Source organism: Streptomyces sp. NPDC039465, assembly GCF_055639315.1.
The window spans coordinates 121,574-137,719 of record NZ_JBVKAP010000007.1; the positions used below are offsets into that span (position 1 = coordinate 121,574).

General features: G+C 73.5%; 14 protein-coding genes. 8 read left to right on the plus strand and 6 right to left on the minus strand.

Annotation, left to right across the window (positions count from 1 at the left end; translation table 11 throughout):
• Positions 1-292 precede the first annotated feature (292 nt).
• Positions 293-2,050: a PP2C family protein-serine/threonine phosphatase gene (locus tag ACZ7LT_RS23345; RefSeq protein ID WP_471238010.1), complete on the plus strand. Its 1,758-nt coding sequence runs from the start codon at positions 293-295 to the stop codon at positions 2,048-2,050.
• 17 nt (positions 2,051-2,067) lie between these two features.
• On the opposite strand, the gene ACZ7LT_RS23350 is transcribed toward ACZ7LT_RS23345, so the two are convergent.
• The 4 genes from ACZ7LT_RS23350 to ACZ7LT_RS23365 form a co-directional block, all read right to left on the minus strand.
• A complete protein-coding gene (locus ACZ7LT_RS23350) occupies positions 2,068-3,588 on the minus strand; it encodes a protein kinase domain-containing protein (RefSeq protein ID WP_471238011.1) in 1,521 nt (506 codons plus the stop codon).
• Positions 3,585-4,148, minus strand: a complete 564-nt coding sequence (locus tag ACZ7LT_RS23355) for a hypothetical protein (protein WP_471238012.1) — start codon at positions 4,146-4,148, stop codon at positions 3,585-3,587. Before ACZ7LT_RS23355 ends, ACZ7LT_RS23350 begins: the two co-directional genes overlap by 4 nt.
• Positions 4,149-4,391: 243 nt before the next feature.
• Positions 4,392-5,138 (minus strand): N-acetyltransferase, encoded by a 747-nt coding sequence (locus tag ACZ7LT_RS23360; protein ID WP_471238013.1) that lies wholly within the window; start codon positions 5,136-5,138, stop codon positions 4,392-4,394.
• Between the two features lie 60 nt (positions 5,139-5,198).
• Positions 5,199-5,876, minus strand: a complete 678-nt coding sequence (locus ACZ7LT_RS23365; protein WP_471238014.1) for an HNH endonuclease family protein — start codon at positions 5,874-5,876, stop codon at positions 5,199-5,201.
• 117 nt (positions 5,877-5,993) lie between these two features.
• Between ACZ7LT_RS23365 and ACZ7LT_RS23370 the strand changes: the two genes are divergently transcribed.
• Complete coding sequence (locus ACZ7LT_RS23370) at positions 5,994-6,185, plus strand: antitoxin (RefSeq protein WP_471238015.1); 192 nt, start codon at positions 5,994-5,996, stop codon at positions 6,183-6,185.
• A 124-nt stretch (positions 6,186-6,309) separates the two neighbouring features.
• On the opposite strand, the gene ACZ7LT_RS23375 is transcribed toward ACZ7LT_RS23370, so the two are convergent.
• Complete coding sequence (locus tag ACZ7LT_RS23375; RefSeq protein WP_471238016.1) at positions 6,310-7,179, minus strand: SCO6745 family protein; 870 nt, start codon at positions 7,177-7,179, stop codon at positions 6,310-6,312.
• Positions 7,180-7,299: 120 nt separating this feature from the next.
• Here ACZ7LT_RS23375 and ACZ7LT_RS23380 point away from each other — a divergent pair, with 120 nt between their 5' ends.
• The 3 genes from ACZ7LT_RS23380 to ACZ7LT_RS23390 all read left to right on the plus strand — a co-directional run bounded on the left by ACZ7LT_RS23380 (position 7,300) and on the right by ACZ7LT_RS23390 (position 9,760).
• A complete protein-coding gene (locus tag ACZ7LT_RS23380; RefSeq protein WP_471238017.1) occupies positions 7,300-7,929 on the plus strand; it encodes a TetR/AcrR family transcriptional regulator in 630 nt (209 codons plus the stop codon).
• The gene (locus tag ACZ7LT_RS23385) at positions 7,926-8,360 is read left to right on the plus strand and encodes a protein-tyrosine phosphatase family protein (protein ID WP_471238018.1); all 435 of its coding nucleotides are present in this window, start codon (positions 7,926-7,928) and stop codon (positions 8,358-8,360) included. Before ACZ7LT_RS23380 ends, ACZ7LT_RS23385 begins: the two co-directional genes overlap by 4 nt.
• Before the next feature lie 113 nt (positions 8,361-8,473).
• Positions 8,474-9,760 (plus strand): SGNH/GDSL hydrolase family protein, encoded by a 1,287-nt coding sequence (locus tag ACZ7LT_RS23390; RefSeq protein ID WP_471238019.1) that lies wholly within the window; start codon positions 8,474-8,476, stop codon positions 9,758-9,760.
• Between the two features lie 70 nt (positions 9,761-9,830).
• Here the strand turns inward: ACZ7LT_RS23390 and mfd are convergent, their stop codons facing one another.
• Positions 9,831-13,361, minus strand: a complete 3,531-nt coding sequence (mfd, locus tag ACZ7LT_RS23395; RefSeq protein WP_471238020.1) for a transcription-repair coupling factor — start codon at positions 13,359-13,361, stop codon at positions 9,831-9,833.
• A gap of 186 nt (positions 13,362-13,547) precedes the next feature.
• On the opposite strand from mfd, the gene ACZ7LT_RS23400 reads away from it, so the two are divergent.
• Genes ACZ7LT_RS23400 through ACZ7LT_RS23410 form a run of 3 tightly spaced genes read left to right on the plus strand, consistent with a single transcriptional unit; the run spans position 13,548 to position 16,015 of the window.
• On the plus strand, positions 13,548-14,042 hold the full coding sequence (locus ACZ7LT_RS23400; protein WP_471238021.1) for a SigE family RNA polymerase sigma factor: 495 nt from the start codon (positions 13,548-13,550) through the stop codon (positions 14,040-14,042).
• A complete protein-coding gene (locus ACZ7LT_RS23405; RefSeq protein WP_471238022.1) occupies positions 14,035-14,517 on the plus strand; it encodes a hypothetical protein in 483 nt (160 codons plus the stop codon). Before ACZ7LT_RS23400 ends, ACZ7LT_RS23405 begins: the two co-directional genes overlap by 8 nt.
• 1 nt (position 14,518) lies before the next feature.
• On the plus strand, positions 14,519-16,015 hold the full coding sequence (locus ACZ7LT_RS23410) for a DUF2079 domain-containing protein (protein ID WP_471238023.1): 1,497 nt from the start codon (positions 14,519-14,521) through the stop codon (positions 16,013-16,015).
• Positions 16,016-16,146 lie beyond the last annotated feature (131 nt).

Here is a 16,146-nt window from a genome sequence, read left to right on the forward strand (position 1 = left end):
GAAGCGGGGGCGGGGGCGCGCGGGCGGGGGCGCGCCGGCCCGGCCGCGGCGCGTGCCCGCGCTCGCGGGCCGACCCCGTACCGCCGAGCGCGACGGCGCACACGGCCCTCGCCGTCACGCCGTACCCGCTGCCTCGGGCGGCCGTCCCGCCCACCGGTGCGGGACCGGCCCCGGCGGGGGGCGTGGCGCCCGGGGCCCCCGCCGCGCACCAGCGCGTCGCCGCGCTCGCGGGGCCTGGGGGCCCGGCCTACGCTCGTAGGGACATGATCACGAGGTCTCCCCGAGGCGTCCCATGAACGTTCCGCTGCCCGACGACGCGACCTCCCTCAAAGCGCTCATCGAGCGGGAGGTCGCCGCCCTTCGCGCGGACGTACGGAGGAAGGCCGAGGCCCGGCAGCCGCCCGCCGTGACCGCGGCGCTCGCCTCCCCCGCCCAGGCCGACACGCTGTCCCTGCCGCACAAGCCCGGCGGCGCCCGTTCCTTCACCTGCCTCTGCGAAAAGGGCGATGGCGCCCGGCAGGCGTACGAGGGCATCGAGCCGCGCGCCCCCTGGTCGTGCGTGTGCGCCGCGCTGCCGGCCATCCCGGTCTCCGCCGCGCTGCTGACCCCCGTACGGGACGACGCCGACCAGATCACCGACTTCGTCATCCGGGCCGGCAACCACATCCGTTCCGCCGAATGGCTGGAGGCCCCCGACCGCCAGGTGGGGCAGCGGTTCCTGGCCGCCCGGCCCGGTGCCGCCACGAGCGGGCTGCTCGGCGCGCTGACCGACGTGCTGAAGACCGGTCGTGCCCTCGACGGGCTCGTCGTGGACTACACGGAGGAGCGGCACGGCCGGCTGCACCGCGCCCAGCTCCTCCACTACGCCGCGTCCTGCGGCGACGAGGTGCTGGCGACCTGGCGTCCCGTCCGCAGCCAGGCCGAGCTGCTCACCCTCGACGCGCAGCACCTGGCGTCGATGGGGTGGGGCCACTGGGATCTGCTGTCGGGGAAGGTGACCTGGTCGGAGGGGCTGGGGCGGATCTTCCGCGTGGAGACCCACATTCCGTGGTCCTTGCAGGAGCTGTGCGACGTCGTGCTGCCGGTGGACATGACGGCCTTCGGCGAGTTCGTCACCGCCGTGCTGGCGGGCGAGGAACCCGCCTGGACCCGGATCCGCTTCCTGGTGCTCGGCGAGGTACGCACGCTGGATCTGCTCGCGCGTCCGGTGGCCGGTACGGACGGGCGGCCGTGGGCCTTGCATCTGGTCGCCCGCGACCTGACCCCGCAGATGCGCAGCCGGCGCCGGCTCGCCGAGACCGAGCGGGAGACGGAACGGCTGCGCCAGCGGGCGGCCGCGGAGCGCCGGGTCGCCGAGTCGCTGCGCGAGGCGCTGCTGCCGACGCACTCCGAAGCGCTGGCCGCGGTGGGACTGACGGTGGCGGCCGCGTATCTGCCGGCCGAGTCGGAGGCCGCGGTCGGCGGGGACTGGTACAAGTGCCGGCTGCTGCCGGACGGCCGGGTGCTCGTGGCGATGGGGGACGCCTGCGGCCACGGTCTCGACGCCGTTGCCCGGATGGCGCAGCAGCGGCACGCGCTGGCGGGGCTCGCCCAGACGGGTTCACCCCCCGGCGCGATCATGACCTGGCTGAACGAGCTGGTGTGCAGCGACCCTTCGGGCGAGACGGCGACCGTGATCGCCGGGCACATCGACGAGGAGCGGGTGCTGCACTGGGCGGACGCCGGACACCCCGCCCCGCTGCTGCGGCGCGGAGGGAGCGCCTTCGCCCTGCCGACCGATCAGCGCGGCCCGCTGCTGGGGGCGCTGCCCGGATACGCGTACGACACGTCGTCGTACCCGCTGCGTCCGGGCGATCTGCTGCTGCTCTACACGGACGGCATGGTCGAGCGCCGCGGTGAGGACATCACCGACGGCATCGAACGCCTCACGCGGGAGCTGGGCGCCATGGACGGCATGGCGCCGGAGGCGGTCATCGGCCGGCTCACCGCGGGGTACGAACGCTCGGGCCACGACGACGACGCCTGCCTGCTGGCCATCCGCGTCGACTGACCCCGGCGGAACACGCCCTAGCCCCGCATCTGGCGTTGGCGCTCCAGCGCGCGGCGCAGTTCGCCGGGCAGGGGGTGGTACGGGCCGTAGGTCCGCTCGGCGTCGTAGAGCAGGTTCTGCAGCTGGTGCTGGGCGGCGGTGTGGTCGCCGGTCGCGAGGAGCAGCTGCCCGATGCGCTGGCGTATGTCGAAGGCCCGGCCGGGGTCGGCGCCCGGGGCCTGGTGGTAGGGCAGGAGGCCGCGGTATTCGGCGAGGGCCGCGGCCGTCTCCCCCAGCTGTTCGAGGCAGAGCGCGGCGTCGTAGCGGTACTGGAGGGTCTGCGGGTCGGCCGAGCCCGCTTCGGCGGCCCGGTCGTCGGCGAGGCGGCGCAGCTCCGGCAGGGCGCGGCGGTACTGGCCGTCGTCCATGAGGGTGGTCGCGTACTGCTTGCGCAGGATCCGGACGACCGGGGAGTGTTCGCCGTGTTCGGCCGCCGCGGCCGGCAGGATGCGGCCGAGGATGTCCACGGCCTGGGTGATGCTGCCCTCGCCGAGGAGGCGCTTGACCTCGTCGACGGCGGCGGCGACGTCCGGGCGGCCGCCGCCGGCCGGGGGCGTGGCCGGTGGCGCCGGTACGGACGCGGGGGTGGTGGCCCGGTCGGGCCAGGGCGCGTGGGGGCGCAGGAAGGGGCGGGTCGGGTCGAGCGGTCCCGCCGGGGTGCCGCGGGCGGGCAGCAGCGGCAGCAGGTGCTCGTACACCTCCTGGACGCCGGCCGGCCGGTGCTGCGGGTCCTTGGCGAGCAGCCGCAGCACGAGCGCTTCGAGCGCCTCGGGGATCTCGGGGCGCAGCTGGCGGACAGGCACCGGGGCTTCGTACAGATGGCGGTGGAGGACGCCAAGGACCGTGGAGCCGGCGAAGGGGACGTTGCCGCTGAGGAGTTCGTAGAGGGTCACGCCGAGCGCGTACAGGTCGGTGTACGGGCCGACAGCACCGCCCATCGCCTGTTCGGGGGCCATGTAGGCGGGGGTGCCGATGGGGAAGCCGGTGTGGGTGAGGCGTGTGGTGTCGGTGTCGAGGACGGAGGCGACGCCGAGGTCGAGGACGGTGACCGTGCCGTCCGGCTTCACCATCACATTGCGCGGCTTCAGGTCGCGGTGGACGATCGGGACGGCGTGGACGGCCGCGAGGACGGCGCAGAGCTGGGCGGCGACGGAGACGGCCCAGGGCCAGGGGTAGGGGTTGTGCTCGGCGAGATGGCCGGCGAGGTCGGCGCCCTCGACGTACTGCATGACGAGGTAGAGGTCCTCGCCGTCGCTGCCGGCGTCGTGGACGGTGACCAGACCGGGGTGGTCGACCTGTGCGGTGACCCGGCATTCCCGGACGAACCGGCGCCGCATCTCGTCGGCGCCGGTGGCGGCGGCCATGCGGTCGGGCCGCAGGAGCTTGACGGCGACGCGGCGGTCGAGCCGGCCGTCGTAGGCCGTCCAGACCTGGCCCATGCCGCCCTGGCCGATGAGCGTCGACAGCTCGTACCGGCCCCCGACGACCCGTCCGGTCACTTCCCCTCTTCCTTGCGGAGGAGATCACTGAGCTCGTCGAGCTCGGCACGGACCTGGTTGATCCGGGGGGACTGCGACGGCGGTGCGGGGGCGGGCGCGGGAGCCGGGGCGGGCGCGGGAGCCGGGGCGGGCGCGGGGGCCGGTGTGTACGGCTGGGGCTGGGGCTGCGGCGGGAGCTGCGGTGCGGTCTGGCGCTGCGGCGGGGCGTAACCCCCGCCCTGCGGCGGCAGGGTGGTCGCGTACGGGTTGAACGGCGGCCGGCCGGGCTGCTGGGCGCCGGGGTGGGCGCCGAGCCGCTCGTGGTGGCGGATGTCGGCGTAGAGGAAGTACGCGGCGGCCGCGGCGGCGTTCAGCAGCAGGACGGACATGGCGATGTCCATCTGCGTGCTGTCCGTGTCGTCCGGGAAGGACGCGACGGAGCCGATCGTGACGACGACGGACACGACGAAGTAGACCCAGTCCCGGACGCGACGCGTCACGAACGCGATGCGCATCGCCGTGACGCCGGTCAGGAAACCGATGCTGATCAGCGGCACCAGCGTGAACAGGACACGCAGCACGACCACCACTCCTGTCGACGGGCGACGGGGCGGTGGGGGTGCGAAGCCGGGGCCGGGGCCGTACATTCCTGCTCCTGGGCGGTGAGTCGGGTGCGGAGTCGAGCCTATACACCGACGCCGACAACAGCTCCCGGGTTGTACCGAACCGTTGTTGAACTGATCAGCTCCGGCAGGGGCCGACGTGCGGCCCCGGCACCCGGGGCCCGGGAGACCGCCTCGGTGGCGCTCCCGGGCGCGGGGCGTTCACAGCCGGTGGCGGACCCAGACGTTCGGCTCGACGTAGACCGCGTAGCCGCGGCTCGCCTCGCAGTGCACCGGCACCAGCGCACCCTCCACCTCGACGGGCCCGTCGACGTCGAAGGGCAGCCCCGTCCACTCCCGCCACTGGCCCACCGAGGCGGCGATCGTCATCGACGCCGGGGCGATCGCCTCGACGGTGGCGCCCGCGCGGACGTGGACGCGCAGCCACGGGTCGTAGGGCAGCCCGTCCTCGGGGCGCGTACGGAAGGCGTACTCCTCGATGGACGTTCCCGGTTCGCGGTGCTTGGCGCTGGGCCGCACCGGGGCGACGACCTCACGGAAGCCGAGCGCCCGGGCGTTGTCCCGCATGGCGGCGAGCATCCGCGCCGAGAGCCCCGTGCCCTGGACGCCCTCGTCGACGGCGACCTCGATGGCGCTCACCGTGTCGGGGATGCGCCCGTGCCGCAGATCCGAGAAGGCCCACAGCAGCACCTGGTCCCAGCCCGTGGCCGGCAACTCCCCGCGCCCCTGCGCCCCGAGCTGGAAGGGGACGCTGAACGCCCGCGCCACCACCTTGTCGTCGGCGTCGGTGGCGACCAGGACGTACTCGGGCAGCTCGGCGACGATGCGCCCGATGTTCGCCCAGCCGATCGGGTCGTGGAGCATGAACTCCGGCCAGAGGTCGATCATCTGCCACAGCGGGCCCTGGAGCTGCGGGCGCTCCGCGAGGGTGGTTATGTTCACGTGCATCGGGGCAGGCTAGCCAGCCCTCCGCCACACCCCAAGGGATTTTCCCGCCGCCAACGGGTCCTACGGCAAAGCCTGTTGCGGGCAGCCGCCCAGCACGCGCTTCATCGCGTCCCGCTCACTCGCGGTCACCCACACCCCGTACTTCCTCTTCACCGCCACCTGCCGGGCCACATATGCGCAGCGATAGGCCTTGTGGGGCGGTAGCCAGGTCGCGGTGTCGCCGTCGCTTTTGCGGCGGTTGGCGGTGGAGTCGACGGCGAGGAGGTTCAGCGGGTCGTTGGCGAAACGCGTCCGCTTTCCCGCGTCCCACTTGTGCGCGCCCTTCTGCCAGGCGTCCGACAGGGCCACGACATGGTCGATGTCCACCCTGCTGCGGCCTCGGGTGAAGGTGACGCTCCGGCCGGTGTACGGGTCCTCGGCGAGGGTTCCGGAGGCGACCTTGCACCGCCCGTCCTTGAAGGTGACGCCGGTCAGATCACGCTTGAGTATGTCGTCGCGGGTGCCGCAGCCATTGCGGTCGACGTCCGTCCAGGCGCGGCCGAACTCCTCGCGGGCGTAGCCGGTCCTGGGGGCGCGGCCCTTGACGGTGAGGGTGTCCACGGCCGCGAGCGCGGAGCCGCGTGCGGCCGGCGCCCCGCGCTCCCCGCCGGGGGAGCCGCCTTCCGTCGTGCACGCGGACGTTGCGAGGACGGCGGCGGCGAGGAGGGCGGCGGGGGCGGCCGTTCGATACGTGGGCACCGGGGGATCTTAGCCAGACACCCCCGTGGTCCAGACCACTTGGGTTTCGGCGCGCGGATTCGGAGCGAGGCGCGTAGCGTCGAATGCGCTGTATGTCCCCTTCCGAAGGAGCCACACATGGGGATCATGGACAAGCTCAAGGACATGCTGGGCCAGCATCAGGACAAGGCCGGCCAGGCGTCCGACGCCGCTGAACGGAAGATGAACGAGAGGACCGGCGGCAAGTACGAGGACAAGGTCGATCAGGGTCAGCAGCAGGTGGAGGACCGCCTCGGCATGCGCGACCGGCGGGACCAGCCCCCGACCTGACGGCTCCCCCTCACACCCGTCCGCGGAGCGCGTTCCCGCCTCCGCGGACGGTGCCGTTCTTGGGCCCGGGCAGCCCCCGGCCGTACGGCGATCGCGGGCCGCCCCGGGACCCGTGGCCCCGCGCTCAGATCTTGCCGATGCCGAGGGTGTTCTCGGCCGGGAGCAGGCCCGAGCCGATGACCGCGAGCCAGGGCTCGCCGAGCAGGTCCGCGAGGCGAGTGGTGTCCTCGGGGCCCAGGGCGTCCCAGGGGCCCGCGGCCAGGGTGTCCGTGCGCCGTTCGACCTCGTCGCGCAGGGCCCGGCCGGCCTCGGTCGCCGTGCCGTCGGGCGCCAGGAGTCCGCGCGCGACGAGCCGGTCGTGCGCGGCCGCCCACTCCTCCTCGCTCCAGCCGCGGCTCGCGAAGACTTCGCGCGGCGCCGCGCCGACGGCCGCGAAGGAGACCAGCGCTTCGACCGGGTCGAGCCCGGCGAGCAGCAGGGCAGCCAGATGGCCGTCGCCGCGGTGCTCGCGCAGGATCGTGGCGGCCTGCCAGAGCAGGAGGTGCGCGGGCTCGGGCCAGGCGAGCTCGGCGTTGGCGGCGGCCAGGGGGCGCCCGGCGGTGACCGCGGCCTCGGCGGCGCGGCGGGCCAGTACGGCGGCCTCGGCGAGGGCGGGGCCCTCGACCGCGTCCCCCAGCAGGTCCCGGTAGACGCGGTCGACGGCCCGCGAGCGGGCGGCGAGCACGTCGCCGGGGGCCGCGATCCGCCAGGCGTCCGGCACGTACCGCGCCACCATGCCCGGCCGGAAGCTGTAGAAGGCGGAGGCGACCCGCCCTGCGTCGGCCTCGCCCAGCGGGGCGGCCCGCCAGGCGAAGTAGCTGGGCCACCGCTCGTCGGTGGCGTAGCCGAGCGCGGCGGCCTCCTCGAAGGCCTGCGGCGCGTAGTAGACGACGGCGTGCAGGGGCTCCAGCAGATGCCACAGCTGCCGTACACGTCCCGGATCCGTGGTGGTCACCGCGGTACCTCCGTCTTGTCGACCTTCTCGACCGAATCATCTTGTCACTGACAAGATTGCGCCCGCCCCGCCAACTTGTCAATGACTAGATTTGGCATCGGTGAGGCATAGGGTGAGCCCATGACTGAGGAGCCGCAGACGGACCGGCAGCCGGACCGGCGTACGTACCACCACGGCGACCTGCGGCGGGCCGTCCTCGGCGCCGCCCTCGACGTCATCCGCGCCGACGGCCCCTCCGCCCTGAGCCTGCGCGACCTCGCCCGCCGCGCGGGCGTCTCGCACGCCGCCCCCGCCCACCACTTCAAGGACCGCGCCGGGCTGCTGACGGCCGTGGCCGCCGAGGGCTACGACCTCCTCGCCCGGACCCTCGCCGACGCGGACGACCTGAAGGACGCGGGCGTGCGGTACGTACGCTTCGCCGTCGGGCATCCGGCCCATTTCCAGGTGATGTTCCAGCCCGATCTGTACCGGCCGGACGACCCGGAGCTGATGGCCGCGAAGGCCCGCGCCGCGGAGGGGCTCCGGGCCGGGGTCGCCGGCCTGCCCGTCGAAGGCCGCGGGCCCGACGCGCGGCTCGCGGGGGTCGCCGCCTGGTCCCTGGCGCACGGCTTCGCGACGCTGCTGCTCAGTCACAACCTGACCGGGCCGGTCGGCGGCCAGGACCCGGCGGAAGTATTCCGGGCCCTGGCCGGGTTGTTGTTCAGTACGGACGACGATCAGCATCTTCGCGATCCCGGAGGACCACGATGACGAGCGACACCTGGGACCCGACCACCCCGGGGATCCTTCCTCTGCCCTCCGGCCGGCTCATCCGCGGGCGCGGTCTGCGCGAGCCCCTGCCGCCCGGGCCGCACCCGGACTACGCGGTCTATCTGCTCGGCAAGCGGCCGCCGGAGGTCGACTGGGAGGCGGTCTGGATCCACTGGCCGGACTTCTGGGTCCCCACCAACCGGACGACGGCCCGCGCGATCCTCGGCGAGGCATGGGACCGGGCGGCCACCGAACGCGTCGAGGTCGCCTGCTTCGGCGGCCGCGGCCGCACCGGCACCGCTCTGGCCTGCCTCGCCGTCATCGACGGGGTCCCGGCCGCCCGGGCGGTGCAGTACGTCCGCGACAACTACGACGCGAAGTCGGTCGAGACGCCCTGGCAGAAGCGGTACGTCCGCCACTTCAAGCCCTGAAGCCAGAAGACCCGTAGCCCTCACGGAATAACCGAAGTCGATCATCACTTGTCACTGATCGCTTGCACACGATCAGTGTCGATCGGATTCGGAACAGAACGAGGGGCGGGACCATGAATTCCAGGACTTCCTTACGGCGTACGGGAGTTGCGCTGTTCGCCGCGGCCACCCTGACCGCGCTGCCGGTCCTCGGCGCGGGAGAGCCGGTCGGCGGCTCCGTCGCTGTCGCGGCCGCGCACGGCGACGGCGGGTGGCGCGGCGGGTGGGCGACGTCGCCGCAGTCGCCGACGGCACCCTTCGGCCCCAACTGGTCTCAGGCGGGCTTCTCGGACCACACCGTCCGCCAGGTCGTCCGCCTCACCACCGGCGGCACCAAGGCCCGTATCGAACTGTCCAACCGCTACGGCACGACCCCGCTGCGGATCACCGGAGCGACGATCGCCCGCACCACCGAGGGCGCCGGGGTGAAGGCGGGCTCCGTACGGCAGCTGTCCTTCGGCAAGGGCCGGTCCGTCACCATCCCGGCCGGCGGCACGGTGCTGAGCGACGGCGTGCCGTTCAAGGCCAAGGCCCTCGAGTCCGTTACCGTCACGCTCTACCTGGCGGGGCCGACCGGGCCCGCGACCTTCCACACGGCCGCCGCCGCCACGAGCTACCGGGCGCGCGGAGACCACCGCTTCGACGGTGGCACCGCGGCGTTCCAGGAGACCAGCAGCTCCTGGTACTACCTCACCGGTGTCGAGGTCTCGGGTGGTAAGGCCGCACGCGGGGACGGGATCGTGACCTTCGGCGACTCCATCACCGACGGCGTGGGCTCCTCGACGGACACGAACAACCGCTACCCCGACGAGCTGGCCGAGCGCCTCGCGGCCGCCGGGAAGCCGCGCAGCGTCCTCAACCACGGGATCGGCGGCAACCAGGTCACCAACGACACGGTGTGGGCCGGTGAGAAGGGCATCGCCCGCTTCAAGAAGGACGTCCTCACCGAGCGGGGCGTGCGCACGGTCATCGTGCTGGAAGGCCTCAACGACATCGGCGGCAGCGGCTGGCGGGACTTCCCCGGCGGCCCCACCCCCGAGGTCTCGGCCGACAAGCTGATAGAGGGCCACAAGGAGCTGATCCGTCAGGCCCGCGCCAAGGGGCTCAAGGTGATCGGCGCGACCCTGACCCCCGTCGGGGGCTCGTCCTACTACACCCCGGCCAACGAGGCCAAGCGCCAGGCGGTCAACGACTGGATCCGCACGTCCGGCGCGTACGACGCGGTGATCGACTTCGACCGGGCGCTGGACCCGAAGGGCACGAGCCGCCTCCTGCCCGCGTACGACTTCGGCGACCATCTGCACCCGAACGACGCCGGGTACCGCGCGATGGCCCGGGCCGTCGACCTCGACACGCTCTGACGGAAGGTCCGGGGGCCGGCCGCACTCGGCGCCGGCCCCCGGGCTCCTCCTACAAAAAGACCTACGAGACCTACGATCCCAGGATCGTCGTCAGGAACTCCCCGGTCCACGCCAGCAGTTCGCGGCCCACCACCGGCTTCCCGCCGATCTGGCCGCTCGTCGGGCGCGGCACCAGGATCTGGTGCGTCGGCGCCTTGATCACCGTACGCGGGTACAGCCGCTTCAGCCGCAGCTCCTGCGACTCCCGCAACTCCACCGGCGCGAAGCGGATGTTCGGCCCCTGCAGGACGATCTCGCCGACGCCGCACGCCCGCGCCAGCATCCGCAGACCCGCGACGAGAAGCAGGTTCTCCACCGGCTCCGGCAGCTTGCCGTAGCGGTCGGTGAGCTCCTCGCGGACCGCCTTGATGTCGTCCTCGGAGTTGGCGGCGGCGATCGCGCGGTAGGCCTGCAGACGCAGCCGCTCGCCCGGCGCGTAGTCGTGCGGGACGTGCGCGTCGACCGGCAGCTCGATCTTCACCTCCAGCGGCGGCTCCTCCTCCACACCGCCCTCCAGGGACGCGCGGTAGTCCGCGACGGCCTCGCCGACCATCCGTACGTACAGGTCGAAGCCGACGCCCGCGATGTGACCGGACTGCTCGCCACCGAGCAGATTGCCCGCGCCGCGGATCTCCAGGTCCTTCATCGCCACATACATGCCCGCGCCCATCTCCGTGTGCTGGGCGATCGTGGCGAGCCGCTCGTGCGCGGTCTCCGTCAGCGGCTTCTCCGGCGGGTAGAGGAAGTAGGCGTAGCCGCGCTCCCGGCCACGGCCGACCCGGCCGCGCAGCTGGTGCAGCTGCGACAGGCCGAAGTTGTCGCCGCGCTCGACGATCAGGGTGTTGGCGTTGGAGATGTCGATGCCGGACTCGACGATCGTCGTCGACACCAGCACGTCGAACTTCTTCTCCCAGAAGTCGACGACGACCTGCTCCAGCTGGCTCTCGCCCATCTGCCCGTGGGCGGTGGCGATCCGCGCCTCGGGCACGATCTCCCGCAGCCGGGCCGCGGCCCGGTCGATCGACTCGACCCGGTTGTGGATGTAGAAGACCTGGCCCTCGCGCAGCAGCTCACGCCGGATCGCGGCACCGATCTGCTTCTCCTCGTACGGGCCGACGAAGGTGAGAACCGGGTGCCGCTCCTCCGGCGGGGTGGTGATCGTCGACATCTCGCGGATGCCGGTGACCGCCATCTCCAGCGTCCGCGGGATCGGGGTGGCGGACATCGTCAGCACGTCCACATTGGCGCGGAGCTTCTTCAGCTGCTCCTTGTGCTCGACACCGAAGCGCTGCTCCTCGTCGACGATGACCAGGCCGAGGTCCTTGAACTTCGTCTCGGACGAGAACAGCCGGTGCGTGCCGATGACGACGTCGACCGAGCCGTCCCGCAGCCCCTCCATCGTCGCCTTCGCCTCGGTGTCCGACTGGAAACGGCTGAGCGCGCGTGTGACGACCGGGAACTGCGAATACCGCTCGGAGAACGTGCCGAAGTGCTGCTGCACCAGCAGCGTCGTCGGCACGAGCACGGCGACCTGCTTGCCGTCCTGGACGGCCTTGAACGCCGCCCGCACCGCGATCTCGGTCTTGCCGTAGCCGACGTCGCCGCAGATCAGCCGGTCCATGGGGACCGTCTTCTCCATGTCGTCCTTGACCTCGGCGATCGTGGAGAGCTGGTCGGGGGTCTCCGCGTACGGGAAGGCGTCCTCCAGCTCCCGCTGCCAGGGCGTGTCCGGGGCGAAGGCATGGCCGGGCGCCGCCATCCGGGCGCTGTAGAGCTTGATCAGGTCGGCGGCGATCTCCTTGACGGCCTTCTTGGCGCGCGCCTTCGTCTTCGTCCAGTCGGCGCCGCCGAGCCGGTGCAGGGTCGGGGCCTCCCCGCCGACGTACTTGGTGACCTGCTCCAGCTGGTCGGTGGGGATGTACAGCCGGTCGCCGGGCTGGCCGCGCTTGGCCGGCGCGTACTCCACCAGCAGGTACTCGCGGGTCGCGCCCTGCACGGTCCGCTGCACCATCTCGATGTACCGGCCGACGCCGTGCTGCTCGTGCACGATGTAGTCGCCGACCTCCAGGGTCAGCGGGTCGATCTGCTTGCGGCGCCGGGTCGGCATCCGCTGCCCGTCCTTGCCGGCCGCCTTCTGGCCTGACAGGTCCGTCTCGGTCAGCACGGCCAGCTTCAGCGCCGGGTCGACGAAGCCGTAGTCGATCGAGCCGCACGCCACGTGCACCAGTGCCGGGGACAGCTCCCCGAGGTCGGCGTCGAGCCGGGCCGGGATGCCCTCGCCGCCGAGGACCTCGACCGTACGGGCCGCCGGGCCGTGCGCCTCCGTCACGAACACGGTCCGCCAGCCGTCGGCGAGCCAGCCCTTGGTGTCGGCGAGCGCCCGGGCGGTGTCGCCGCGGTACGACTCCGGGGCGTGCATCCCGAGCTTGAGAGTGTCGGCGTCGAGCTCCTCATCGACTGCGAAGGGCGAGACGGACCACCACATCATGCCGAGCTCGCGCGCCCGGTCCCGTACGTCCGCGATCCCCCACAGCGACGCCGCGCCGACGTCGATCGGGGCCTGGCCGCCGCCGGCCGTGGCCGCCCAGGACGCCTGCAGGAACTCCTGGCTCGTCGCGACGAGGTCCGCCGCCCTCGTCCGCACCCGCTCCGGGTCGCAGACCACCGCCATCGAACCCGCCGGCAGCACGTCGAGCAGCAGCTCCATGTCGTCCACCAGGACCGGCGCGAGGGACTCCATGCCCTCGACGGCGATCCCCTCGGCGATCTTGCCGAGGAGTTCGCCCAGCTCGGGGTGGGCCTCGGCGAGCGCGGCGGCCCGCTCCTTCACCGAGTCCGTCAGCAGCAGCTCCCGGCAGGGTGGCGCCCACAGGCCGTGCTCGGCGATCTCAAGGGACCGCTGGTCGGCGACCTTGAAGTAACGGATCTCCTCGACGTCGTCGCCCCAGAACTCGATCCGCAGCGGATGCTCCTCGGTGGGCGGGAACACGTCCAGGATCCCGCCGCGCACCGCGAACTCGCCGCGCTTCTCGACCAGCTCCACGCGCGCGTACGCGGCCGCCACCAGCCCCTCCACGATCTCGTTCAGATCGGCCTGCTGACCGGTCCGCAGTGCCACCGGCTCCAGCTCGCCGAGCCCCTTGACCTGCGGCTGGAGCACCGACCGTACGGGCGCCACGACCACCGACACGGGACCGGCGGCCGGGTCGTCCGGCGACGGGTGGGAGAGCCGGCGCAGCACCGCGAGCCGGCGGCCGACGGTGTCGGAGCGGGGCGAGAGCCGCTCGTGCGGCAGCGTCTCCCAGGAGGGGTAGTCCACGACCGTGTCCGGGTCGAGCAGGCCGCGCAGCGCCGCCGCCAGGTCCTCGGCCTCCCGGCCGGTCGCGGTCACGGCGAGCACCGGCCGCCCGGCCTCCCGGGCCAGCGCCGCCACCGCGAAGGGGCGGGCCGCCGGCGGGCCGACCAGGTCGACGTGCATACGGTTGCCGTCGGCGGCGGCCTTCACCGCTTCGGCGAGGGCCGCGTCTCGTACGACGGCGTCGAGCAGACCGTGCAGGCTCATGGGTGTTCCATCCGGGGTGGCCGAACTGGGCATCTCGGTCAGCGCTGGGCAACGCGAACCGCCCGACACGTCGTACGGGCCGGGGGTTCCCAGACTACGCCCAGACCTCTCGCGCCACCGTGTCAACCGAATCGCCCCGCCCAGGCGTACAGACCATGAGACCTGTCCGACCACCAGGAGACCGCATTGACCGTCGAGGAGTTCGAGGAGTTCTACGCTCACTCCGTCACGCAGCTGGTGGGGCAGGTCTATCTGATGACGGGCGACCTCCACGAGGCGCAGGACGTCGTCCAGGAGGCGTTCGTACGGGCCTGGGGGCGGCGCGCCAAGCTGTCCCGGGCCGCCGGGCCCGAGGCGTGGATCCGGACGGTGGCCTGGCGGCTCGCGGTCAGCCGCTGGCGGCGCCGGGGCCGGGCCGTGGAGGCGTGGCGGCGGCACGGGGCCGCCCAGGACGCCTCGGCGCCCCCGCCCGACCCGGACACGGTCGCCCTGGTCGCGGCGCTGCGCACGCTGCCCGACCGGCAGCGGCGGGTCGCCGTCCTGCACTACGTGTGCGACCTGACCGTCGAGCAGATAGCCGCCGAGACCGGGGTCTCGGCCGGCACGGTCAAGACCCATCTCTTCCGCGCCCGCGCCGCCCTCGCACCCCAGCTGACCCCCGAGGAGGACCACCGTGTCTGAGCCCGAGCTCCGTCCCTCCGGGGACGACCCGCTGGCCCGCGCCCTCAAGCGGGCCGCCGCGGCCGGCGGGCGGCGGATCGTGCCCGTGCCGGCCGCGCAGGTCACCGTCCGCGGGATGCGGCGCCGGGCCCGCCGGGTCGCGGCCGCCGCCGCGTGCGTGGTGTGCGTCCTGGCGGGCACGGGCGCGGCCGTCTCGCTGCGGGAGACGAACGGGCCGGCGCTGCCCGCGTCCGGGGTCTCGGACACGCCCTCGCCCTCCCCGTCCCCCTCGGAGCCGCGGGAGCCGTCCGCTTCGGTGTCCCCGTCGATCCCGCCCGCAGTGACACCGACCTCGCCGCCGGCCGGGTCGGCGACCGTGTCCCCGCCCCAGTCCTCGCCGCCGCCGACGACCCCGGGCGGCGAGGCGAGCGTCACCCCCACCACGGAGGCCCCGACCACCGGCAGCCCGTCGGGCACGCCGCCCGGGCGGCGCTGACGTGAAGGACACCGGCATACGAGGAGCCCTGCTCGACCCGCCCGGAACCGGGCCGACCACCGGACCGGTCACCGACGCAGACGACGGCGACGGCAACGGCGCGATACCCGAGCCGGGCCCCGCCCCGGCACACCCCCCGGCGCCGCCCGTGCGGCGCCGGCGCGACACGTACCCGTACGCCCTCGCCGCGCTGCTCTTCGCCGCCTACGCGACCCTGTCCGTGCTGCGCCACCACGCCCTGGCCACCCGCTCCTGGGACCTGGGCATCTTCGAGCAGGCCGTCCGCGCCTACGCCCACCTCCAGGCCCCCGTCGCCGACCTCAAAGGGCCCGGCACGCACATCCTCGGCGACCACTTCAGCCCGGTGACCGCGCTGCTCGCCCCCGCCTACCGGCTCTTCCCCACCCCCGTCACCCTCCTCGTCGCCCAGGCCGCCCTGTTCGCGCTGTCGGCGATCCCCGTCACGAGGGCGGCCACCCGGCTCCTCGGCCGGGGCGGGGGCCCCGCCCTGGGGGTGGCGTACGGGCTGTCCTGGGGCGTCCAGCGGGCCGTCGACTTCGACTTCCACGAGATCGCCTTCGCCGTCCCACTGATCGCGTTCTCCCTGGAGGCCGTCCTGCGCGGGCGGTGGCGGGCCGCCCTGCTGTGGGCGCTGCCGCTGGTCCTGGTCAAGGAGGACCTCGGCGCCACCGTCGCCGCGCTCGCGCTGGTGGTGGCCTGGCGGGCGCGCCGGTCCGGGCCGCGGGTACTGCCCTACGCGATCGGCACCGCCGCCTTCGGGATCCTGGCGACCCTGCTGACGCTGACCGTGCTGATCCCGGCGTTCAACACCACCGAGGCGTACGACTACTGGAGCAAGCTCGACGGCACGGGCAACCCCCTCACCACCGGCCTGGAGACCAAGACCAGGACCCTGCTGTGGCTGCTGCTGCCCACCACCGGCCTGCTCGCCCTGCGTTCCCCGCTGCTCCTTGCCGCCCTGCCCACCCTGGGCTGGCGGTTCCTCTCCGCCGACGACCACTACTGGTCCACGGACTGGCACTACAACGCCGTCCTCATGCCCGTCCTGCTGCTCGCCCTCGCCGACGCCGTGGACATCTCGCGCCGCAGCCCGCGCCCGTGGCTGCGGACGTACGCGACGCACCTGCCGGCCTGCGCGGCGGCGGTCGCGCTCGCCCTGACGACCTCGCTGCCGCTGTCGATGCTCACGAAGCCGGAGGCCTACCGCCCGCCCGCGCGGGTCGCGGCGGCGAAGGCGCTGCTCGACCGGATCCCCGACGGCGCCACCGTCGAGGCGAACGTCGGCCCGATCGCCCGGCTGACCGCACGCTGCCGGGTCTTCTGGATCGGCGACACCCGCGGCATCACCCCGCAGTTCATCGCGCTGGGCAACGAAGACCTCGACGATCCGGTGGCGTACGCCAAGCGGCTGCACCCGGAGGCCCGCTGGGCCCTGGAGGGCGAGGCGGGCGGCTACGTGGTGCTGCGGCGCCGGTGACGCGGGCACGGGATCGGGCATGAGAACGGCCCCGGTGAGCATGGAGGATGCTCACCGGGGCCGAGACCCAATCCTACGGAACCGGTCCGCGCCGGTCCGGGCCAAGCGGTCTTGTCGAAGCGCGGTGCGGG

Coding starts and splice junctions, on each gene's coding strand:
- ACZ7LT_RS23370 (WP_471238015.1), top strand. CDS start 5,994: ATGGGGATCATGGACAAGCTCAAGGACATGCTGGGCCAGCATCAGGAC.
- ACZ7LT_RS23345 (WP_471238010.1), top strand. CDS start 293: ATGAACGTTCCGCTGCCCGACGACGCGACCTCCCTCAAAGCGCTCATC.
- mfd (WP_471238020.1), bottom strand. CDS start 13,361: ATGAGCCTGCACGGTCTGCTCGACGCCGTCGTACGAGACGCGGCCCTC.
- ACZ7LT_RS23385 (WP_471238018.1), top strand. CDS start 7,926: ATGACGAGCGACACCTGGGACCCGACCACCCCGGGGATCCTTCCTCTG.
- ACZ7LT_RS23360 (WP_471238013.1), bottom strand. CDS start 5,138: ATGCACGTGAACATAACCACCCTCGCGGAGCGCCCGCAGCTCCAGGGC.
- ACZ7LT_RS23390 (WP_471238019.1), top strand. CDS start 8,474: ATGAATTCCAGGACTTCCTTACGGCGTACGGGAGTTGCGCTGTTCGCC.
- ACZ7LT_RS23380 (WP_471238017.1), top strand. CDS start 7,300: ATGACTGAGGAGCCGCAGACGGACCGGCAGCCGGACCGGCGTACGTAC.